Annotated in this window: 21 protein-coding genes; 14 read left to right on the top strand and 7 right to left on the bottom strand. The window is 64.8% G+C overall.

Annotation, left to right across the window (positions count from 1 at the left end; all coding sequences use genetic code 11):
• The first annotated feature begins 13 nt into the window (after positions 1-13).
• The gene (locus Harman_RS03310) at positions 14-460 is read left to right on the top strand and encodes a universal stress protein (protein WP_137682391.1); all 447 of its coding nucleotides are present in this window, start codon (positions 14-16) and stop codon (positions 458-460) included.
• Here the strand turns inward: Harman_RS03310 and Harman_RS03305 are convergent.
• Complete coding sequence (locus Harman_RS03305; protein ID WP_137682390.1) at positions 430-1,503, bottom strand: mechanosensitive ion channel family protein; 1,074 nt, start codon at positions 1,501-1,503, stop codon at positions 430-432. The two genes, Harman_RS03310 and Harman_RS03305, sit on opposite strands and share 31 nt — an antisense overlap.
• A 77-nt stretch (positions 1,504-1,580) precedes the next feature.
• Between Harman_RS03305 and Harman_RS03300 the strand changes: the two genes are divergently transcribed.
• Both Harman_RS03300 and Harman_RS03295 read left to right on the top strand, forming a co-directional pair.
• Positions 1,581-2,315: a proteasome assembly chaperone family protein gene (locus Harman_RS03300; protein WP_137682389.1), complete on the top strand. Its 735-nt coding sequence runs from the start codon at positions 1,581-1,583 to the stop codon at positions 2,313-2,315.
• Positions 2,316-2,440: 125 nt separating this feature from the next.
• Positions 2,441-2,635: a zinc ribbon domain-containing protein gene (locus Harman_RS03295; protein ID WP_137682388.1), complete on the top strand. Its 195-nt coding sequence runs from the start codon at positions 2,441-2,443 to the stop codon at positions 2,633-2,635.
• Positions 2,636-2,648: 13 nt separating this feature from the next.
• On the opposite strand, the gene Harman_RS03290 is transcribed toward Harman_RS03295, so the two are convergent.
• Both Harman_RS03290 and Harman_RS03285 read right to left on the bottom strand, forming a co-directional pair.
• The gene (locus tag Harman_RS03290) at positions 2,649-2,870 is read right to left on the bottom strand and encodes a hypothetical protein (RefSeq protein ID WP_137682387.1); all 222 of its coding nucleotides are present in this window, start codon (positions 2,868-2,870) and stop codon (positions 2,649-2,651) included.
• A 46-nt stretch (positions 2,871-2,916) separates the two neighbouring features.
• On the bottom strand, positions 2,917-3,768 hold the full coding sequence (locus Harman_RS03285; protein ID WP_137682386.1) for a translation initiation factor eIF-2B: 852 nt from the start codon (positions 3,766-3,768) through the stop codon (positions 2,917-2,919).
• A 90-nt stretch (positions 3,769-3,858) separates the two neighbouring features.
• Here Harman_RS03285 and Harman_RS03280 point away from each other — a divergent pair, with 90 nt between their 5' ends.
• The gene (locus tag Harman_RS03280) at positions 3,859-4,287 is read left to right on the top strand and encodes a type IV pilin (RefSeq protein WP_137682385.1); all 429 of its coding nucleotides are present in this window, start codon (positions 3,859-3,861) and stop codon (positions 4,285-4,287) included.
• A 36-nt stretch (positions 4,288-4,323) separates the two neighbouring features.
• Here Harman_RS03280 and Harman_RS03275 read toward each other — a convergent pair whose 3' ends face one another.
• Entirely contained in the window at positions 4,324-5,418 is a 1,095-nt protein-coding gene (locus Harman_RS03275; RefSeq protein WP_137682384.1) for a DoxX family protein, read from the bottom strand.
• Between the two features lie 133 nt (positions 5,419-5,551).
• Here Harman_RS03275 and Harman_RS03270 point away from each other — a divergent pair, with 133 nt between their 5' ends.
• The 5 genes from Harman_RS03270 (at position 5,552) to Harman_RS03250 (ending at position 9,976) form a co-directional block, all read left to right on the top strand.
• Positions 5,552-6,031, top strand: a complete 480-nt coding sequence (locus Harman_RS03270) for a GNAT family N-acetyltransferase (protein WP_137682383.1) — start codon at positions 5,552-5,554, stop codon at positions 6,029-6,031.
• A gap of 39 nt (positions 6,032-6,070) precedes the next feature.
• On the top strand, positions 6,071-7,249 hold the full coding sequence (gene priS, locus Harman_RS03265) for a DNA primase small subunit PriS (RefSeq protein ID WP_137682382.1): 1,179 nt from the start codon (positions 6,071-6,073) through the stop codon (positions 7,247-7,249).
• Positions 7,246-8,211 (top strand): hypothetical protein, encoded by a 966-nt coding sequence (locus Harman_RS03260; RefSeq protein ID WP_137682381.1) that lies wholly within the window; start codon positions 7,246-7,248, stop codon positions 8,209-8,211. The genes priS and Harman_RS03260 overlap by 4 nt, the downstream gene beginning before the upstream one ends.
• Before the next feature lie 102 nt (positions 8,212-8,313).
• Positions 8,314-9,483, top strand: a complete 1,170-nt coding sequence (locus Harman_RS03255) for a hypothetical protein (RefSeq protein ID WP_137682380.1) — start codon at positions 8,314-8,316, stop codon at positions 9,481-9,483.
• Positions 9,484-9,544: 61 nt separating this feature from the next.
• Entirely contained in the window at positions 9,545-9,976 is a 432-nt protein-coding gene (locus Harman_RS03250; protein ID WP_137682379.1) for a hypothetical protein, read from the top strand.
• A 39-nt stretch (positions 9,977-10,015) separates the two neighbouring features.
• Here Harman_RS03250 and Harman_RS03245 read toward each other — a convergent pair whose 3' ends face one another.
• Entirely contained in the window at positions 10,016-11,098 is a 1,083-nt protein-coding gene (locus Harman_RS03245) for a S1C family serine protease (RefSeq protein WP_137682378.1), read from the bottom strand.
• A gap of 173 nt (positions 11,099-11,271) precedes the next feature.
• Here Harman_RS03245 and Harman_RS03240 point away from each other — a divergent pair, with 173 nt between their 5' ends.
• From Harman_RS03240 to Harman_RS03230, 3 genes are all read left to right on the top strand, one after another.
• Positions 11,272-11,535 carry a hypothetical protein gene (locus Harman_RS03240; RefSeq protein WP_137682377.1) on the top strand — a complete coding sequence of 88 codons (264 nt, stop codon included), beginning with the start codon at positions 11,272-11,274 and terminating at the stop codon, positions 11,533-11,535.
• 145 nt (positions 11,536-11,680) lie between these two features.
• A complete protein-coding gene (locus Harman_RS03235; RefSeq protein WP_137682376.1) occupies positions 11,681-14,263 on the top strand; it encodes a heavy metal translocating P-type ATPase in 2,583 nt (860 codons plus the stop codon).
• 75 nt (positions 14,264-14,338) lie between these two features.
• Complete coding sequence (locus tag Harman_RS03230; RefSeq protein WP_137682375.1) at positions 14,339-15,058, top strand: metal-dependent hydrolase; 720 nt, start codon at positions 14,339-14,341, stop codon at positions 15,056-15,058.
• On the opposite strand, the gene Harman_RS03225 is transcribed toward Harman_RS03230, so the two are convergent.
• Positions 15,055-16,407 carry a PAS domain-containing sensor histidine kinase gene (locus Harman_RS03225; RefSeq protein ID WP_137682374.1) on the bottom strand — a complete coding sequence of 451 codons (1,353 nt, stop codon included), beginning with the start codon at positions 16,405-16,407 and terminating at the stop codon, positions 15,055-15,057. The genes Harman_RS03230 and Harman_RS03225 overlap by 4 nt on opposite strands.
• 361 nt (positions 16,408-16,768) lie before the next feature.
• On the opposite strand from Harman_RS03225, the gene Harman_RS03220 reads away from it, so the two are divergent.
• Entirely contained in the window at positions 16,769-17,011 is a 243-nt protein-coding gene (locus Harman_RS03220; protein WP_137682373.1) for a hypothetical protein, read from the top strand.
• A 93-nt stretch (positions 17,012-17,104) separates the two neighbouring features.
• On the opposite strand, the gene ilvD is transcribed toward Harman_RS03220, so the two are convergent.
• Positions 17,105-18,832: a dihydroxy-acid dehydratase gene (gene ilvD / locus Harman_RS03215; RefSeq protein WP_137682372.1), complete on the bottom strand. Its 1,728-nt coding sequence runs from the start codon at positions 18,830-18,832 to the stop codon at positions 17,105-17,107.
• 120 nt (positions 18,833-18,952) lie between these two features.
• Here ilvD and Harman_RS03210 point away from each other — a divergent pair, with 120 nt between their 5' ends.
• Positions 18,953-19,918: a beta-ribofuranosylaminobenzene 5'-phosphate synthase family protein gene (locus tag Harman_RS03210; RefSeq protein ID WP_137682371.1), complete on the top strand. Its 966-nt coding sequence runs from the start codon at positions 18,953-18,955 to the stop codon at positions 19,916-19,918.
• Positions 19,919-19,991: the final 73 nt, after the last annotated feature.

Here is a 19,991-nt window from a genome sequence, read left to right as displayed (position 1 = left end):
GTACCTTTCGCCGATGCCACAGGTCGTCGTCCCGGTCAGATACCCACTCTCGGAGAACTCCCGAGCCACGCTCGCTGAGGCCATCCAGATCGCCGACGAGGAAGACGCGGACCTCACCGTGTTACACGTCAATCTCTATCAGAACAGCCACCGGGTCGACCGGACGGAACTCAAACGCGCCGTCGAACAGTCGTTCGGTCACGTCCCGCGGACGCGGTACGTCGTCCGGTCGGGGATGCTGGTCGAGGAGACGATTCTCGACGAGGTCGCCGCACAGGACGCCGATATCGTCGTCATCGGGAGCAAGCAGGCGAGCCGCTGGCGACAGATGATCCGGCGGCTGGTCGACGACCCCGATGTCGAACAGTTCCTCCGCGAGGAACTCGATTGTGAGATCGTCACGGTCGAGCCGGACGCCCAGTCGACCCGTCACTCATCGGCGAACTCGTCGGGGTCCTGACCGGGCGGTACGGGCGAGTCGCCGGTCGTCGTGGAGGGCCGGTCGATGCCGTCCAGCCCCTCCAGCCCGTTGTTGAGCGAGACGTTCATTTCCCCGCTGGTGTCGTCGAAGTACAGATGCGAGTGCGGGTAGGCGATTTCGACGTTTGCGTCCTCCAGTCGCCGCCAGATGTTCGTCTGGACGCGTGAGCGGGCAGCGAGCAGTTTGTACGGCTCAGTGACCCAGTACCGCAGCGTCAGCAACACGCCGTGATCGGCGAACTCGTTGATGTACGCCGTTGGCGATGCGGGGTACCGGGCCGCGCCGACGCGGATGTTTGGCCCGCCGGAGATGACGTTGTCCACCTCTCTGGCGGCCTCCTCGATGAGGCTTCGCGCGACGGTAATGTCGCTCTCGTAGGTGACTAACACGTTGAGTCGAAGCCGCGTCCGCGAGTCCTCCGCCGAGTAGTTGACCACGTCGCGCTGTCGTATCTCACCGTTGGGGATGACGAGAAACGTGTTGTCGAGCGTGAACATCTTCGTGTGCCGGAGCGTGATATCCTCGACGAACCCCTGCTGGCCGCTGTCGACGAGTTCGATCATGTCACCGATCTCGAAGGGCTGGTCGGCCAGCAGGAAGATTCCGGAGATAAAGCTCCCGAGGATCGGCGCCAGCACCACACCGACCACGGCCGAAAAGATAGCGACGGACAGGCCGATATCGGTCAGTTGCAGGCCGTAGATGTTCAGGATTGTCAGCAACGCGAGGACGTACACGGTGACGCGGATGCCACGCAGCGCTGTGCGAGTGAGACTCGGTCGCCGGAACTGCTGGGCGACGCGGCGACCGAGCAGACGGACGAGAAGTCTAGAGGCGACAACTGCCAGCGCGATGACGATCAGGGACTCCCCGATGTTCGCTACCCACATCGGGATCTCGAAGGGCAGCAACCCACCGATGTCAGTGGCTACGTCCGTCGCGGTTTCGGTCGCCACTCCGGTTGCGGTTTCGGTCGGCATTGGAGTGGCCTCCTGCAACGGCCAGACAGGGCCAAAACGCATGACCGGGATTCGACGCCGCCACGAGAAAAGGGTTCCCCTCCCGAACTACTTAGCCCCCGCCGCCCGTGTACTACGATATGTCTCCAGATGATATTTCTGTGGTTCTCTCAGACGACCGACCGCCGGTCGACACGCTGGCGGTCGGTGTCTCGGAGTACGGCCTTGCTGGGCTCACGGCCGTCGATTATCTGACCGACCAGCACTCGATGCAGGAGGTCGGCCACCTCCGGACGCCGGGGCCGCCGTTTATCACCCCCTTCGAGAACGGGACCCCGAGACACCACACGCGGCTGTACGCCGACGAGGAGGCGTCGTTTGCCGTCTTGGTGGGCGAGCGGTTCGTCCCGCCGGCCCAGGCCGGGGCACTCGCCGAGGCTGTCGTGACCGCCGGGCGAAAACTGGACGTTTCGAACATTACGATGCTCACCGGCGTTCCAATCGCACACGGGCCGGACGACCACGCCCCCTTCTACATCGCAACACCAGCGTATCAGGCGGCGTATCTCGACGACACCGACATCAGGCCGATGGGGAACGGGTTCCTCGAAGGGCTGAGTGCGGAACTGGTCACCCAAGGCATCGACGACGCCGTTCCAACGGGCGTGTTCACGACGCCGACTCACCCGCAAGCGCCCGACGCCGCGGCCGCGATACGACTGCTCACCGCGCTCAAAGAGACGCACGCAATCGATATCGACACCGGCCCACTGGAGGCCTTCGCCGCGAACATCGAGGCCCACTACCAGGCACTCGCAGAGCGGATGGAGGCAGCCAATACTGACCAGCCATCAGATGACCGAATGTATATGTAATAATCTAATATAGCAACAAACGTTAGTATTTATAACTCAGAAAACAACACTATCTCTGCATTGTGGGTGAATAATCAAACAGTTAGCCGACAAGTTTTTCACCGTACAGCGCGTTCTTTTCTCTGATGACCTCCACCGAAATCTATACGACCTGTACGGTCGATTCCGACCCGCCACCGCAGACGCGGACGAAGACTGCGCTGTTCTGTCCCGACTGCGGTCACGAGAGTGCAGTGACGGGCGACTGGACAGTCGAAGGAACCGAGAACCGCTTGCGACTTCGGTGTCCGGACTGTGACACCGTCGTTCAGCAACGGTAGGACCACTACGTAATTACGTCTCATCGGTTGTCGACGAGGAATTTTCAGGGTTCTCAGCAGGCGGATTCACTTTGATGAACTCAACGACGAGATACACCATTGAGACGATGGCCAGTATGAGCAAGTAGCTCGCTTCTGAAGGACTCTGCAGACTCACTCCGACAGTGGCAATGGTTGCAACGAGTACGGCAGTACACCGACGAATCGTCTGACGGAGGAGGGCAGTGTCATCCATACCTGGATTGTTCACTGCCAGCAACAAGAAAGTGCAACAGTCCGTGTCAGTACTCGTGAATCCCGTCGTCGGTGACGACCGTATCCAGCAGGTGCGTCGGCGTGGCGTCGTAGGCCGGGTTCGCCACCTCGAAGCCGTCTGCGGGTTCTCGGAGCACCTCAGACGGTGACCGGATCTCGTTTTCGAAGGCGAAGGCCCCGTCGACGTACTTCGCGGCGGACCCGACGACCGTTACCGGCACGTCGTTATCGGCTGCGGCCGTCGCAATCGGGTAGGTGCCGATGCGGTTGTACAGCGTGTCGTCGACGATACAGTCCATCCCGACGAGCACGCGGTCGATCTGTGGCATGAAGTGGCCGGCGGCGCTGTCGACGATGAGTGTCACGTCGATCCCGTCCCGTTCGGAGAGGTGGCGAGCCATCTTCCGGCCGATGAAGCGGGGCCGGGACTCGGTGACGTACACCTCGAAGCTGTGACCGGCCTCGATGGCGTCGTCGATGGCAGCGAGGACTGTCGAGGAGAAGTCATGCGTCAACAGCACGTCGTCGTCGGCGATTTCCGACACCGCGCGCGCAGCGGCCCGGTCTTTGGCCGACTCCACCGAGTCGATAACGTCGTCGATAGCCTCGATAGTCAGTTCCTTGGCTGTCGCCACGTTCTCGGGCTCTGCGTCCGAGACGGCGTTGACGATCCGGTGTTGGGTCGTATGGAGGGACGCGTGCGAAGGGTTTGCCCGCCGGAGGGCGCTGCTGTTCCGGTTGAGCGAGCGGAGGTAGTCCTCGACCGTCGGATACTCCCTGTCAGTCAAGACTCGGAGCGCCTGGGCGGCTTTGACTGCGACCACAGAGGAACTGTGTGTCTGCATCTCCGAGATCTCCTCGACAGTCTCGTCTATCATACGGGTGGCTGTGAGTTGCGCCGATATGTGTCTTCCCCTCGCTGCCGAACAGCATTTAACGCCGTCTCACATTAGGTGGGGTAGACGGCTATGGGACGGTTCAGCACTGACACGGTCGGAATGACTGAGGGGATCGGCGTCGCCGTTCTGGTCGGACTGACGCTGCTCGTCACAGCGATTGTCGGGCTGAACGTCCTCGTCATCGAGGACGACGACGGCGGCCCGCAGGCGAACTTCTCCTATGACTACGTCGAGGACAACGAACTGCTCATCGTGACACACGAACGCGGTGACGAGTTCGAAGCCGGGAACATCGAATTCGAGGGGCCGAGTAAGACGGTCACCTGGGCGAAGCTGGCCAACCGGGACCCCGACGCGACAATCGGTCCCGGCGACATTGCCCAGTTGAGCAGCGGCAGCGCCTACGAGCGGCGGGTGAGCGCACGGGACACGATCACGATCTACCACAACGCGAGCGGGAACCGGACCCAGCTGGACCAGTGGAACGGCGCGAACTGAGAGCGCGCATCGCAGCAGTCGATGCCGCGGACCGTCTCAATCCGCCGAAACGACGGTCTCCCGGTCGGTCTCGGCCGGCCGACCGAACCAGTCATCAAAGGAGAGCGGTCCCGCGCCCATCGTGAACACCGCCGAGGCCATCCCGAACAGCGTGATGTGAGCGAGCACCGGGTCGTCCGGCAGGCCAAACAGCGTCGTCGTAAACAGGACGAAGGAGACGGCCGCCGCCCCGCGGGTCATGAAGCCGAAGATCAACACCAGGCCGACCGCCACTTCGGTCAGGCCAGCGCCGAGCACCCACATGCCGGGGTCGACGGGCACGACGGCGGTGAGGTCGTACTTTTCGACGACCAGCAGCGCCTGGCCGGGCTCGGCGAGCTTCTGAATCAGCCCCAGATAGACGAAGGTCACGCCCATGCCGACCCGGACGATGACCGGGACGTACTCGCGGTAGGGGGCCGTCACCGAGTCGAGGAACCCCTTGAGGTGATGCACCGGATCGACGCGGCCGTAGTAGGTCCCGTCGGTGCTAGCGACCTGCTGGAGCATGTGGTCCGCGCTCGGGCGGCCCCCACCCAGGAGGAGCAGGGCCAGAAACGCCGGCACGTACTCCATGGCGAGAATCACGCCACCATCGACGCTCAGCGCCCAGCCGTAGGTCACCAACCCGATTGTGGTGACGATGCGGGTCGCCAGCCCGAACAGGATAGTAAACCCCAGCCCGATAAACAGCGCCCGAACGAACGGGCTCGTGGTCGGGTCGAACGTCACCGTCGGGGCGAACAGATATCCCTGGAACCCAGCGCCGACGAGGGGCAGTCCCACGCTCAGTCGGAGCATCCACGGCACGAGGTCCGCGTAGCTGGCGAGGAGGTTTCGCAGGACAACGATGTCTTTGACGGTCGGCCGGACCCAGAGATACGCCGCGAGGCCGACGGTCACGGCTAGTCCTGAGACGCCGAAAATAGTCGCATTCAGCGGATCGGAAAGGACGGACAGCGCGAAGTTGAGCGCATCTAGCGCGTCTCCCGGCCCCTCAGTCACGTAATCGACGTGTCCTGCCGCGGGTCGTGGAAGGAGCGTGAGCGCGAGCGCGATCGTCCCGGCTGTACTCGGTATGCGCGTGTCCATGCCTGAGAATTCGTGGGCCGGATACCTAACACTGTTTGTCCGTTTAGTACTGTTTGGACCGTTCGACGGGGCTCCCAGAACCCATCTCTGTAGGCGGTGGAATTATATCCACGCCTCCACTACTTATACGGCAGTGAGCGTCAACATCGAAACACAGATCGTCGAACGCGGGGACGACGAACACGTCAACGCGGCGTGGCGGCTCAAGGAGGACATCCGCGAGTCCGACGGGGTACTCCGACAGCGACGGGGGTTCTTCCGCGACGCCTACCGGCGGTCGACCACCTATCTCTACATCGACCGGTCGGAGGACCGCCTCATCGGGTTTGCCGCGGTTCGGCGGGACGGCTACATTCTCTTTCTCGCAGTCGACGACGAGTACAGGGGCCACGGCTTCGGCAAACGGCTCGTCGCCCGCGTCGCCGAGGACTACGGCAGCGTGACCTGTCACGCCCGGGCGACGAACCGGGAGGCAATCGGCTTCTACAAACACATCGGCTTCGAGATCCGGCGGCGCATCGACAACTACTACGAGGACGGCGGCGATGCCTACTACCTCAAACTCGGCGAGGACACGATTACGGACAAACTGTCGAAGTTCCTGCGCAGTTAAGCGAACGCTTTTCAAGGGACCTCCCCAACGAGGTAGCCGATGGAAGAGCGGACCCGCGCGTACCTCCGTGGCCGGTTCGGCGACCACTACCGACAGGCGTCCGTAACGCCGCCGCCGGCCGCCAACGAACGCGAATGGGGATTCATTCCGTGGACTGAGGGACCCGGCGAGACGATGGTCCGCCATCGCTCGCTGCTCGACCTCGGTGAAATAGAGGACTTCCTCGGCCGCCGGAAGCCCCGCCACGTCTACTTCTCTGCGGGCCGCTACGACGAACCGAGCGCCTCTACCATGTCGGACAAGGGCTGGCGCAACTCCGACCTCGTGTTCGACCTCGACGCCGACCACCTGCCGAGCGTCGTGCTGGGCGAGGACAGCTACGCAGAAATGCTCGAAAAGTGCAAGGACGCGCTCCTGCGACTACTTGATTTCCTCGAAGACGACTTCGGCTTCGAGGACCTGACGGTTGTCTTCTCCGGCGGCCGCGGCTACCACGTCCACGTCCGCGACGAGCGCATCCGTCACCTCGAACGGGACGCGCGCCGGGAGATCGTCGATTACGTTCGTGGCATCGGCCTTGAGTTCGACGAACTCGTCGACGAGGAGTCCGTCGCTGGCACGGCCGGCCGGTCCAGTCCGGCACAGAAACGGACGCTCTCGACAGAAGGCGGCTGGAGCGCTCGCGCGCACCGCCACATGCTCGCTGTCGTCGACGAACTGCTCGCGATGGAGGAAGCGGACGCACTCGACCGACTGCAGGAGTACGACGGTATCGGCGAGGGGAAGGCGACGGCGGCGCTGAACGCCGCCCGGTCGAACTACGAGCAACTGGAGGCCGGCAACATCGACGTGCATCCGGCGTTCTACCAGCTGGCGAAGATTTTGCTTCACGAGGTCGTCGCGGCGGACAACGCGCCGATTGACGAACCGGTGACGACGGACACGAACCGGCTCATCCGCCTGCCCGGCTCGCTACACGGCGGCAGCGGGCTGGAAGTCCAGCGTATCGACCGCGAGGACCTCGATGCGTTCGACCCGCTGGTCGACCCCGTGCCCGACACCTTCCGGGGCCACGACATCACTGTCGAGGTGACCGACGGCGGCCTCGTGGAGCTAGATGGCGATAGCTTTACACTGGAGGCGGGTAATCAAACTGTACCAGAGCACGTGGGCGTGTTTCTCATGGCCCGTGGCCGCGCTGAGAAGGGGAAAGAATGAACGTAGACGAGCTACAGTCCGTCCAATCGCGCGAGCGCCAGACCGACCAGCTCCAGCAGCTGCGCGAGACGTTCTACGAGGATGCCGGCCAGTTCATCCAACAGCTCCGGGAGGAGCGCGACCGCGCGGCCGAGCGCGCCAAGGACCCGTTCGACTCGCCCGAGGTCAACCGCCTGACCGACGACATCAAGACCGCCGAACAGACCGTCGAAGCCGTCTACGAACGGCGAGTCGGCAAGATCGTCAAGATGGCGTCGCTGGCTGCAGCGGACATGCCCACCGAGGACGACGGCCTCACGCGGGAAGAGCGGGACCTGTTCGAGACGATGGTCGAGGCCATCGAGTCCAACCGAGGTCACGTCCTCGACGTGATTGCGGGCGAGGCCCCGACCGGGACGGTCGGCGACGAACCGGACTCGGACGACCGGGAAGTCCCAGACCCGGAACCCCACCAGGAAACAGGCACGCCGGACACGGTATCGGCCGACGAGTCTGACTCGACAGCAGCCCCCGAACCGGGCGTCGACGCGGCCGACATGATGGGCAGCGGCGGCGACCAGTCGCCGCCAGCGCCACCCGCGGAAAGTGACGAGCCGACGCCACCAGCCGACATGGGAACGGAGGGCAATTCCGCTGCCGGCGGCCAGGCAGACCCGGCGGACGCGCCGGGTGGCGACGACGTTCCTGTACCACCGGCTGAAGCCGGTTCCGACACTGGACCGGCAGGCGACCCGACACATACCGATGGCGGCCAGCAGCCGCCGACAAGTGGAGCAGCCGAACGTGATGCGCCGGAAACCGCCGACGTGGACCGGCGGACGGTCCGCATCACGGACGACGTGGGCGAGATATTCGGCGTCGACCAGCGCGAGTACGACCTCTCGACGGACGACGTGGTGACGCTGCCGGCCGACAACGCCGACCCGCTGGTCGAACAGGACGCCGCCGAGCCGCTCGAATAGCGCTTCGGCGAGCACTCAGATTTGCGCTCTCTCCCGTAGCCTCCTACAGAGACAGCACCGCCAGCAACACTTATGATACCATATTTATATTAATACATCATCATGAGAGGGGCCTTCGCTGTTACCTTCGCAGCCGTCGTGGTGCTCGCGGGCTGTTCCGGGTTTTTCGGAGACGCGCCCGAAACGACGACACCGACAGAGACGGCGTCGGGGGGTGTCCCACCGACGGAAACTGCAGCTGTGACGGAAACAGCAACGCCGAGCCAGACGCCGCCTCCGACTCCGACCGCCACAGAGACGGAACCGCCCGACGGCGAGCAACAGCTCGCGCCCGGGGTCACGCGAGAGGGCATCGTCAATCCCGTCGAACTGATGAGCGCCCACCAGCGCGAGCTGCTCGCCGCGGGCTACGAAATCAACCAGACTGTTGTAAGCACGTACAACGGATCGGTCAGCAACCGGCTCGTCGTCCACACCACCGCCGGTCCGGGTGGGGAGATAGCCTACCAGAACGGCACGTCCTCCGGCTACGACGCCGACGGCAACGAGACCGTCACGGGGAACGCCATGTGGCTGAACGCGACGGCGATGGTCACCAGACACGTCGAGGCCGGGAGCACGACCTACCGCGTCCAGCCGCGCCTGTACCCGCCGGAATCGCTCATCTGGTACAGCGGACTCCAGCGCGACATCCAGTTCGCCGCCGACGACTACGAGGTGACGAGCGTCGACCAGCGAGACGGCGTCCGCGTCGTCACGCTGGAGGCGGCAATCGATCGCGTCGATGACGACGACATCGACGACACGACCTCGACGCTCCAAATCGACGAAAACGGCGTCATCAGGGACGCGGAGACGGAGGTGAACTACGGGACCGGAAACGTCTATCACACGGACTACGCAGTCGAGCGGGTCGGCTCGGAGCCGCCGGCGCGGCCCGCCTGGTTGGACGCCGTCCCGCCGAGTGCGTCCCTGGAAATGGACGTGTTCCGCTTCGACGAGACCAGCGCCGAGCTGGTCCACACCCACGGGGACGCCGCGCCCGCTGGCTCAATCGTCACGGTCGTCTCGAACGGGACGCTGTACGAGGCCACGTTGGACGAGCCGTTCCGGGACGGAACGCTGTCCCTTTGGATCGACGCGGACGACACGCTTCGGATGACGAGCGAGCGCCCCAGTTCGGACGCTGCCCGCGAACTGGGACCGGTCGTTACTGTCACCGTTCGCGCACCGGACGGCGGGGAACTGTTCTCGACGAGCCTCGCACGCTGAACACCGCGTTGCAGACGGTTTGTCGTCGGTGTATTTATATCCAGTCGCCTAGCTGACACGCATGAACACGTACGTCCGCATCGTCGTCGCCCTGCTGCTTGGCGCGTTCGCGTTCGCCGTGACGACTGTCGCGGTGACCGCCGGCTTCGAGCCCCAGATAGAGTTCTCGCTACTCATCGGCCTCCCGATGGGCGTATCGGCCGGCCTGACCGCGCTGTTTGCGGGGTACGTCCTGCTGTTGCACCGTGACCAAGCCGCGCTGGGGACGGTCTCCAAGCGGGCGGTCCGCCTTCGACTGGCTGCACTGGCGGCCGTCGCGGACTTCGTCGTCGTCACGGCGGTCGGGGTCGGGCTCTACGCGTTCGCAGATGCGAGTATCGGCATCGGCCTGTTGGTCGCAGGGCTCCCAGTAACATTGGTGCTCGCCGCCGGGGTCGGCTATCTGGTGGTCGACCGCGACCGAAGCGAACAGGCCGGGCCCCGGACGCAGTAATCCGCAGCACGCAAGCGGTCAGGTCCGACAGAGAATCTCCTACGGCTCCGGTCTGGTCCCGAGCGTGAGTTCGACCGTCTCCTGCGTTCCGTCACGTTCGACCAGCACATCGACCGTCTCGCCGGGGCTGGTCTCAAGCGCGAGGAAGCTTCCAAGCGCCTGCCGCGTCGGTGTCGGCGTGTCGTCCATCTGCCGGACTACGTCACCGCCGGTGGGGATCTCAGTCCCGGAGATCGTCGTGTCGCCGTCGCTCCCCTGCAGGACGCCCGCCGATGGGCCGTTATCGACCACACGGGTGATGTACACCCCGGATCCGGGATCCAGATCGTTCGCCTCGGCGATCCGCGGGGAGACGCTCTGGAGTCCAACACCCATGTACGGATGGTCGTAGTCGCCGGTCTGGATGAGCGACGGGACGACGCGCTGGGTGAGCGGGGCCGAGATGGCGAACGCGACGTTGTCGCCGCCGCCGGAGTTGATGACGCCGACTACGTCACCCTCCAGCGAGACCAGCGGGCCGCCGCTGTTGCCCGGATTGACCGGCGCGTCGGTCTGGACCGCGTCCGCGATGGAGAAGTTGTTCGCGCTCTGGAGCGTGCGGTCGACGCCGCTGACGATGCCCGCCGACACAGAGCCGGACAGTCCGAACGGGTTCCCGATGGCGACGACTTCCGTCCCAACTGTCGGCTCGCTGGCGACGAACGACAGCGGCGTCACGTCCGGCGTCGAACCGATTCGCAGGACAGCCAGATCACTGTACACGTCCGTACCGACGACAGTGGCCGAGCGCCAGCCGGTGTCAGCAAAGCGGACGTAATACTCGCTCCCGCCGGCGACGACGTGTTCGTTCGTCACGATGTGCTCGTCGTCGATGAGGAAGCCACTCCCTTGCCCACCGGCAGTGGTCTCGGCGTACACCCTGATCGAGACGACGGCGTCAGCGACCTCCTGGTACACGTCCGTGTAGACGCTGTCGGACTGGTCGGTGGCGGCCTGTGACGACTGGTCGGCGGAGTCTTCGGACGACTCGCTTCCCATCCCGGGAGTCTGGCAGCCGGCCGTGGCGGCGACGGCCGTGCCCAGTGCGCCGAGCATCGCTCGGCGTGAGAGAGACTGCTCCATACCCCTCCGTAGGACTGAGCCGCGAAAAAGCCACGGTTGCCACTCGACCTGAGAGCGGAGTCGACAGGTCCTGAGAAGCGTCTGTCGGGGCCGTCCAACTGCGTTGTTCAATCTGACAGCTGGCAGTGGTTTCGGGCACAAACTACAATCGTCCCGGTATCATACGGGGGGCCATGGCAGAGGATTCATCGGGAACGACCACGCCGACACCGGGGTTCGTGTTGCCCGGCCTGCGCTGTGGCGTAGAGATGGCGCTCGTCGGCACAATCGTGTTGCTCATCGGGCTGCCGACGGAGGAGCCGATACGGCTCGGAATCGTGTTGCTGTCGGCGCTGCTGGCGATGACCGTCGTACTGTTCTGGGCGGTCGGCCGGCACGTGCGTCGCTGGATTCGCTACGCGCAGGGGAAGCCGACGCGGAACACGCCGTTCGACTGAGCGTAGCGTCTGACCCAGGCCGGACTGCAGATCAATCTATCCCGGCTGATTTAATAATAGATCTGGGGCGTTTTATTAACTAATCCCACTGTAGGCCGTTATTTTAGCAGTTGAATTAATAAGACAGGGTAGCCTAGATCCGGTAATGACCGAGTCCGATGGCTGTTCGGATGGCGGATGTGACGGCGCGAGTGCCGACGGTCCCCCGACGGCGACGGACTCACGTGACGGGGTGGGCGTCGCACAGTTGTCCGTCCCGGAGATGGACTGTCCCTCCTGTGCGGGAAAAGTGGAATCGAGCGTCCGCGAGCTGGCGGGCATCGAAGCCGTGGACCCACAGATAACGACGGGTCGGCTCACCGTCGAGTACGACGAAGAGGAGACGAACGCGGCCGCGATTACGGAGCGTGTCGAAGCAGCGGGCTACACCGTCGCGGACGACGGCAGCGAGACCGTGCGGTTCAGCGTCCCGGAGATGGACTGTGCCTCGTGTGCCGGCAAAGTCGAGAGCGCGCTGGGGGACGTTGCCGGGCTCAGAGCCGTCGAGACGCACCCGACCACCGGGACGGCCGTCGTGACGTACGACCGGAACGCGACGACGGAGAGCGATATCGTGGCGGCCATCGAGAGCGCCGGCTACGAGGTCACGGAGACGACTGGCGAGGGCGAGACGACCGGCCAGCCGGACGAGAACGGCTCGATCTGGACCAGTCCGCGGGCGCTGAAGACGTGGGTCAGCGGCGTGTTCGTCGCCTTGGGCCTCGTTTTCTTCCTGGAGTTTTTGCTCCCCGGCGCGAATGCACAGGTCGGCAGCGTTCTCGGATCGCCGCTGTACGTCGACGATATTCTGTTCCTCATCGCCGTGGCGACGGGCGGCCAGGAAATCCTTCGTGGCGGCTACTACTCCCTGCGGAACCGGAACCTGGACATCGACCTGTTGATGTCCATTGCCATCCTCGGCGCGCTCACCGCGAGCCTGGCCTTCGGCGAGGCGCTGTACTTCGAGGCCGCGACGCTGGCGTTCCTGTTCAGCGTGGCGGAGCTACTGGAACGGTACTCGATGGACCGCGCGCGGAACTCTCTGGAGGAGCTGATGGACCTCTCGCCCGACGAGGCGACGGTCAAGCGCGACGGGGCCGAGCAGGTCCTGCCAGTCGACGACGTGCAGGTCGGTGATGTGGTCGTCATCAGACCCGGCGAGAAGATTCCGATGGACGGCGAGGTCATCGACGGGACCAGCGCGGTCAATCAGGCACCGATCACCGGCGAGAGCGTCCCGGTCGATAAGACTGAGGGCGACGAGGTGTACGCCGGGACCATCAACGAAGAGGGGTATCTGGAAGTGCAGGTCACCGCGGCAGCAAGCGACAACACGCTCTCGCGCATCGTCCAGATGGTCGAGGACGCCCAGTCGAACAAGACCGAGCGCGAGCAGTTCGTCGAGCGCTTCTCGTCGTACTACACGCCGGTCGTCGTGGCCTTCGCCGTCCTCGTGACGCTGGCGTCCCCCGCCGTACTCGGGGTGGCGTGGTCGACCGCCGTCGTGCACGGGCTGACCCTGCTGGTGCTTGCCTGTCCCTGCGCGTTCGTCATCTCGACGCCGGTCTCCGTCGTCTCGGGCATCACCAGCGCCGCAAAAAACGGCGTGCTCATCAAGGGCGGGAACCACCTCGAAGCGATGGGGGCGGTCGACGTGGTGGCCTTCGACAAGACGGGCACGCTGACGAAGGGCGAACTGACCGTCACCGACGTGCTTCCGCTGAACGGGAACACCGAGGAGGAGGTCCTGCAGTGTGCCCGCGGCCTCGAACAGCGGAGCGAACACCCCATCGGCGAGGCTATCGTTGCGGAGGCGGGGGCCGCCGGCGTCGAGAGCGCCGACATCGACGACTTCGAGAGCATCACCGGCAAGGGCGTCCGGGCGGACCTCGACGGGACGCCCCACTACGCCGGGAAGCCGGGCCTGTTCGACGACCTCGGGTTCGACCTCTCGCACGTCCACGCGACCACCGACGGCGGCGTCGTCACGCAAACGGCCCAGCAGCTCTGTGAGCGCAACAACTGCCTGGACCTGCTCGCGGACACTGTTCCCGAACTCCAGGCCGAGGGGAAGACGGTCATTCTCGTCGGCACGGACGAGGAGATAGAGGGCGTCATCGCCGTCGCCGACGAGGTGCGCCCGGAGGCGAAAGCCGCCGTCGCTCGCCTCCGAGAACTGGGTGTCGAGCGGACGGTGATGCTCACCGGCGACAACGAGCGCACGGCCGGAGCTATCGCCCGGGAGGTCGGCGTCGACGACTACCGGGCCGAACTCCTGCCCGACGAGAAGGTCGCCGCTATCGATAGCCTCGTAGAGGATTATGATGGCGTCGCCATGGTCGGCGACGGTATCAACGACGCGCCGGCGCTGGCGAGTGCGACCGTCGGCGTCGCCATGGGGGCCGCCGGCACGGACACGGCCCTCGAAACAGCGGACATCGCGCTCATGAGCGACGACCTGTCGAAGCTCCCGTATCTGTACGAACTGGCGAATGACGCCAACGGTGTCATCCGGCAGAACATCTGGGCCAGCCTGGCAGTCAAGGCCGGCCTCGCCGTCGCCGTTCCGTTCGGCCTCGTCCCCATCTGGGCGGCCGTGCTCGCGGGCGACGCCGGGATGACGACCGCCGTGACCGGCAACGCGATGCGGCTCTCGCGGGTCCGGCCGGAGAACGGCAACGAGGCGTAGGGCGGTTCTGTCGCTGTCGTCCGCCCCGGCCCCACTGAGGTATTAAGTGGGACCCGCGAGTAGCCAGTATCCGGTATGGAACTCACATGGTACGGCCATTCGACGTGGCACGTGACAGTCGACGACACCGAGTTACTCATCGACCCGTTCTTTGACAACCCCAAGACGGACACCGACCCGGAGGAACTTGACCCCGACTACGTGTTGTTGACACACGGCCACGCCGACCACATCGGCGACGTGGACCGCTACGAGGGCTGCGGGCTCGTGGCGACGCCGGAAATCGTCGAGTACTGCGAGGACAACTTCGGCGAGTTCGACGCTGTCGGCGGCATGGGGATGAACCTCGGCGGGACCGTCGAAATCGGTGACGCCTTCGTCACGATGCACCGGGCCGACCACACGAACGGCATGGACACCAGCTACGGCACGAGCGGCGGGATGCCGGCCGGGTTCATCATCTCGGACACGAAGCCGACACAGGTCAGCGACGAGGAGTCGACGACGTTCTACCACGCCGGCGACACCGGCCTCATGACGGAGATGCGCGATGTCATCGGGCCGTTCCTCGAACCGGACGCCGCCGCAGTCCCGGCCGGCGACCACTTCACCATGGGGCCGATGCAGGCCGCCGTCGCCGTCGACTGGCTGGATGTCGACCACGCGTTCCCGATGCACTACGACACGTTCCCACCAATCGAGATCGACACACAGGACTTCGTCAACGAGGTCAAAGGCACCGGTAGCAACGCCGAGGTCCACATCCTCGACGGCGACGAGACGTTCGAACTCTAGTCCGGTCCTTCCACGTCGGTGACGGTGAACCGAGCGCCGCCGTCCTCGCTTTCACCCACGGACAGCGACCAGCCGTGTTCTTTCGCGATCCGGTTGGCGATGTAGAGCCCGAACCCGCTGTTCTGTTTCTCCGATGCATAGCCCGCCTCGAACACCCGGTCCGGCGGCGACGCGTCGACACCGGGGCCGTCGTCCGCGACGAAAAAGCCCGACGACGTGGCCCCGACGCGAATCGCAACGTCGGGGCCGCCGTGTTCGACGGCGTTTGAAAGCAGGATTTCCAAAAACAGCCGCAGCGATTCCGCGTCCGCCAGCAACTGACGCTCGGACGTGACTTCGAGCGACGCCGTTTCGAGCGACAGCGAACTCCACACGTCCCAGACGACCGTCGACAGCCACAGCTGTTCGAGTTCGAACTCCAGGGAGTCACTCGAAGCGAGTGAGACGACCTTGTCGACGATACCGGAGAGCTGGTCAATAGAGTCCTCGACGGCGTCGATGTGCTCGTCATCGACATCGATCTGCGAGAGATGGCCGGTCGACACCTGGAGTTCGTTTCGGAGTTCGTGTGCGGCCAGAAGCGCCACCTTCCGGAGGCGTTCGTTTTGCTGTCGGAGGAGGCGCTCTCGTTCCCGCTGGTCGGTGATGTCCTGCGTGATGCCGATGAGGCCGGCCAGCTCACCGGTCTCGTCGTACCAGGGGACTTTCGAGGTCCGGAGGTGTTTCCCCATCGACGGCGAGAACTCGTGGATGTCCAGTACGTCGGTTCCGTCGTTGATGACCTGCAGGTCATCACCCCGTGCCGCATCCAGATACGTGGCCCCGGCGGGAAGCCCGTCTTCGTCGCGCCGGCCGAGCAGTTCCGGGGGTGCGTACGACGAATCGTTGAGCAGCAGGTAATGTCTGTCTGAATCTTTCACGTACAGATGTTCGGAGTACCGTTCAAACATCGTGGCGAGAATAGTTTCTGGGCGAGAGGCCGGGCGTGCGGCCAGCGTCTCGCTGCTGTCGAGTGCTTCACCGACCGCGGCCGCCAGCGCCGGCGATCCGAGAGCGTCGTCGGCAACCGTTCGAATGTGATCGCCTCGATCCGCTTCAGTGCCGTACATAATCACGGGAAGGTCCGGGTAGAGGCCGGTGGCCGCCTCCGCCAGATGTCCGCCCGCCATTGCCCCACACGTCACCGGGACGACGAGACAGTCAGTCGCCGTGCGCAGCAGTGTCGTATCGACACACTCGGGTTCGGTCGTCTGGACCGTCGCGTCGATTTCCGCCTGTTCGAGGGCCGCTTGTAGCTGCTCACCGGCGGCACCATCAGAAGCGACGAGGAGGACAGTCGGCAGGGCCATCAACACGCCCATCGTTTACATTGCGATGATAAATAGGTTTAGCAGTCATGATGCAGGTGGAACGGACAGCAAATCCGGGACGGCCCGGTCGTCAATACCGAACGCCGACCGCAAACAGGTGACGGCCGAATCAAAAGTGGAGCGGTGACACCCCGTGGAAGGGGTCCCGTCAGTGCTGCAGTGGGACGTTCCTCACCCCACATAGGGACAACGAATTGATATGTTATAAAACCACACAGCATTTGTCGGACGTATTACGTATTAGCGTCTGCGCTGTGACTGTCTGTCATCGGTGTGTCGTCGTGATGTGTGATTGAAACGAGTCATAACACCCGAGTATCCGGACGCCGTACGGGCGGATGTGTCCGAAACGTACGTGTGTGCCCGATGCCAGGCCGCCGTCGAGCGGGACTTCGAGGTTCGGTCGATCATCAGGACCTGCGACGAGTGCGGCGAGAACGGTCGCTTTCTCCACAAGGCGCTGGTCGAATCCCTCTCCGAAATCGCCACGGAGAACCGACCGGAGGGCTGGGAGCAGATGACACTGGACGAGCGGTTCGAAGCGGCGCTCAAAGAAGGGCTCATCACGATTACACGGAAGTGAGTCCGCGCTGCCGCTGTGGCGAGTCCGTCCAGTTCTGACGGCGGCCCGGCACGTGTGCCGAGCCGCTCGCGCTCGCCGAATGCTACTGGCTTCTCAGTCCCACTTCGCGCCGGGGTTCGTCACTGCACCGTTTGCGGCGGAGCCGAAGTCGTTGTGGTACTTCGCAAGCACGCCGCTCTCGTAGTTGGGTTCGGGGTCCCAGTCTTCGAGTCGCCGTTCGATCTCCTCGTCACTGAGGTCGACCGACAGTTCGTGGTTGTCGATGTCGATAGTGACGGTGTCGCCGTCCTCCAGCGCGGCGATTGGGCCGCCGACGAACGCCTCAGGTGCGACGTGGCCGATGGAGAAGCCACGGGTCGCGCCGGAGAAGCGGCCGTCGGTAAACAGCGCCACATCCTCGGCGTGGCCCTGACCGGCGACGGCCGAGGTCACGCCCAGCATCTCGCGCATGCCGGGGCCGCCCTGGGGACCCTCGTTGCGGATACAGATCACGTCGCCGGACTCGACGTGGCCTTCCTGCACGTACTCCATAGCCCCCTCTTCCTGCTCGAAGACGCGGACCGGGCCCTCGTGGTGGAGATGGTCCTCACCGGTGATCTTGATGACCGAACCGTCGGGCGCGAGGTTACCCGAGAGGATGCGGATCGCGCCGCGCTCGTGGATCGGGTCTTCGACCGTGTGGAGGAAGTCCACATCGAGGTCTTCGATTGCCGGCGGGTCGATGCGGTCGAGTTCTTCCTCGATTGTATTGCCCGTGACCGTGAGTTCGTCGCCGTGGAGCAGGCCGGCGTCGTTCAGCGCCTGCAGGACGACCGGGACGCCGCCGACCTCATGGAGGTCGTTCATCACCTTCTCGCCGCCGGGCTGGAGGTCGGCGATCTTGGGCGTCCGGGCGCTGATCTCGTTGAACGTCTCGATGTCGAGGTCGATGCCCGCCTCCGCCGCGAGCGCGAGCAGGTGGAGGACGGCGTTGGTCGACCCGCCGACCGCGACCTGCAGGGCGATGGCGTTCTCGAAAGATTCGCGGGTGAGGAAATCGGAGGGACGACGGCGTTCCTGAACCACTTCGACGGCGAGTTCGCCGGCCCGGCGGGCCTCCTCGTAGCGGGACTCGTGTTCGGCTGGCGGGGAGGCTGACCCCAGCGGGGCGAAGCCGAGCGCTTCGGAGATGGAGGCCATCGTGTTCGCGGTGAACATCCCGCCACAGGAGCCGGCACCGGGGCAGGCGTGGCGTTCCATCTCGTCGAGTTCGCCCTCGCTCATCTCGCCGTCGGCGACCGCGCCGACGCCCTCGAAGACGTTCTGGATGGTGACCTCGCGGCCGTCGTGTTCGCCGGGCATGATCGACCCGCCGTAGAGGAAGACGCTGGGCAGGTCTGTCCGGATGGAAGCCATCATCATCCCGGGCATGTTCTTGTCGCAACCGCCAATGGTGACGATGCCGTCCATGCGCTCGCCGAAGGTGACGAGTTCGACCGAGTCGGCGATTATCTCGCGGGAGATGAGCGACGCCTTCATTCCCTCCGTCCCCATCGAGATGGCGTCGGAGATTGTGATGGTCCCGAACTCGATTGGCATTCCCTCGGTGTCGTCGATACCGTCGTAGGCAGCATCCGCCACGTCGTCCAGATGGACGTTACACGGCGTGATGTCGGCGGCCGGGTTCGCCACACCAATCATCGGCGAGGACAGGTCCTCGTCGTCGTAGCCCATCGCGCGGAACATCGCGCGGTGCGGGGCTTTATCGTATCCCTCCGTCACCTCGGTACTCCGGAGTTCCGGGTCCTTCTCCGGACGCTCGTGCCGTTCCTGCTTGCTCATATTTGAGCGTCGCCGTGAGCAACCTTAAATAACTTGTACTCGCGGTAACGTCCCACGTGGAGCGCGGCGAAACCGACCGGTGACAGTAGCTTCTTTTCCGTTGGGGACCTCCGCCGCCGTATGCCGACGGTCACGACCGCCGCGCGACTCCACTTCGGGTTTCAGAACCTCTCGCTCGCCCACGAGCGCCTCTACGGCGGCGTCGGGCTCGCGCTCGACGAGCCGCGGCTGATCGTCGATGCACAGCGTGCCGAGACGATCCAGTGTGACGACGCGGCGGCCGAACCGTACGTCCGGCGTGTCGTCGACGCGCTCGATGTTCCCGGTGCAGCCGTCTCCGTCGAGGAGCGCTTCCCGCGACACGTCGGCCTCGGAAGCGGGACACAGCTCTCGCTGGCGACGCTCATCGCCGTCGTCAGAGCCTACGACCGGACGGCCGATGCACGGACACTCGCGCCGCAGCTGGGCCGGGGCGGTCGGAGCGGCATCGGCGTGGCGGCGTTCGAAACAGGCGGCTTCGTCGTCGATGGCGGCCACCCGACTGAGCGGTTCACCGCCGAGCCGCCGGCCGAGGGCGACTGGGACGTACCGCCGGTACTCGCCCACCACGACGTTCCCTCCCACTGGCGGTTCGTCGTCGTCGTGCCGGACACCGACCCCGGACAGAGCGGAACCGAGGAGGACCAGAGCATGCGGCAGGCCGTCGAGCGCGCGGACCCCGGCATCGCCGACGAGATATCGACGCTGCTGACCCGGCGGCTCCTTCCTGCAATTGCGACGAGAGACCACAGCGACTTCGGCCACGCCGCGGCGCGGCTGGGCCGGCTCAACGGCGCGTGGTACGCCGACGAACAGGGCGGCGTCTACCGTCCGCCAGCGGGCTCGCTCGTCGATTCGCTGTCGAGCGTCCCGGTCATCTCCGGGGCCGGCCAGAGCTCCTGGGGACCGACGGTCTGGGGGCTGACGACGGCGGACCACGAACCGGAGGCCCGCGAAGCCGGGGTGTTAGCACTCGATGAAGCCGGCGTCGAGGGAACGGTCCGCGTCGTTGCGCCCCGGAACACCGGGGCCTCGCTGACTGAATAACGGGTCGGACGCGCGGTCTTTCGATTCGCACCGCCAAAACTAACCACGACTCTTGCAGCCGCCAGTGCGGTTA

It is taken from the genome of Haloarcula mannanilytica (assembly GCF_005406125.1).
GTDB classification, from domain to species: domain Archaea; phylum Halobacteriota; class Halobacteria; order Halobacteriales; family Haloarculaceae; genus Haloarcula; species Haloarcula mannanilytica.
Note: the sequence above shows the minus strand (reverse complement) of the source record. Positions and strands in the feature narration are given on the sequence as shown.

Coding starts and splice junctions, on each gene's coding strand:
- Harman_RS03255 (WP_137682380.1), top strand. CDS start 8,314: ATGAGAGGGGCCTTCGCTGTTACCTTCGCAGCCGTCGTGGTGCTCGCG.
- Harman_RS03295 (WP_137682388.1), top strand. CDS start 2,441: ATGACCTCCACCGAAATCTATACGACCTGTACGGTCGATTCCGACCCG.
- Harman_RS03245 (WP_137682378.1), bottom strand. CDS start 11,098: ATGGAGCAGTCTCTCTCACGCCGAGCGATGCTCGGCGCACTGGGCACG.
- Harman_RS03210 (WP_137682371.1), top strand. CDS start 18,953: ATGCCGACGGTCACGACCGCCGCGCGACTCCACTTCGGGTTTCAGAAC.
- Harman_RS03240 (WP_137682377.1), top strand. CDS start 11,272: ATGGCAGAGGATTCATCGGGAACGACCACGCCGACACCGGGGTTCGTG.
- Harman_RS03275 (WP_137682384.1), bottom strand. CDS start 5,418: ATGGACACGCGCATACCGAGTACAGCCGGGACGATCGCGCTCGCGCTC.
- Harman_RS03285 (WP_137682386.1), bottom strand. CDS start 3,768: ATGATAGACGAGACTGTCGAGGAGATCTCGGAGATGCAGACACACAGT.
- Harman_RS03290 (WP_137682387.1), bottom strand. CDS start 2,870: ATGGATGACACTGCCCTCCTCCGTCAGACGATTCGTCGGTGTACTGCC.
- Harman_RS03300 (WP_137682389.1), top strand. CDS start 1,581: ATGTCTCCAGATGATATTTCTGTGGTTCTCTCAGACGACCGACCGCCG.
- priS (WP_137682382.1), top strand. CDS start 6,071: ATGGAAGAGCGGACCCGCGCGTACCTCCGTGGCCGGTTCGGCGACCAC.
- Harman_RS03310 (WP_137682391.1), top strand. CDS start 14: ATGCCACAGGTCGTCGTCCCGGTCAGATACCCACTCTCGGAGAACTCC.
- ilvD (WP_137682372.1), bottom strand. CDS start 18,832: ATGAGCAAGCAGGAACGGCACGAGCGTCCGGAGAAGGACCCGGAACTC.
- Harman_RS03260 (WP_137682381.1), top strand. CDS start 7,246: ATGAACGTAGACGAGCTACAGTCCGTCCAATCGCGCGAGCGCCAGACC.
- Harman_RS03235 (WP_137682376.1), top strand. CDS start 11,681: ATGACCGAGTCCGATGGCTGTTCGGATGGCGGATGTGACGGCGCGAGT.
- Harman_RS03305 (WP_137682390.1), bottom strand. CDS start 1,503: ATGCGTTTTGGCCCTGTCTGGCCGTTGCAGGAGGCCACTCCAATGCCG.
- Harman_RS03250 (WP_137682379.1), top strand. CDS start 9,545: ATGAACACGTACGTCCGCATCGTCGTCGCCCTGCTGCTTGGCGCGTTC.
- Harman_RS03230 (WP_137682375.1), top strand. CDS start 14,339: ATGGAACTCACATGGTACGGCCATTCGACGTGGCACGTGACAGTCGAC.
- Harman_RS03280 (WP_137682385.1), top strand. CDS start 3,859: ATGGGACGGTTCAGCACTGACACGGTCGGAATGACTGAGGGGATCGGC.
- Harman_RS03225 (WP_137682374.1), bottom strand. CDS start 16,407: ATGGCCCTGCCGACTGTCCTCCTCGTCGCTTCTGATGGTGCCGCCGGT.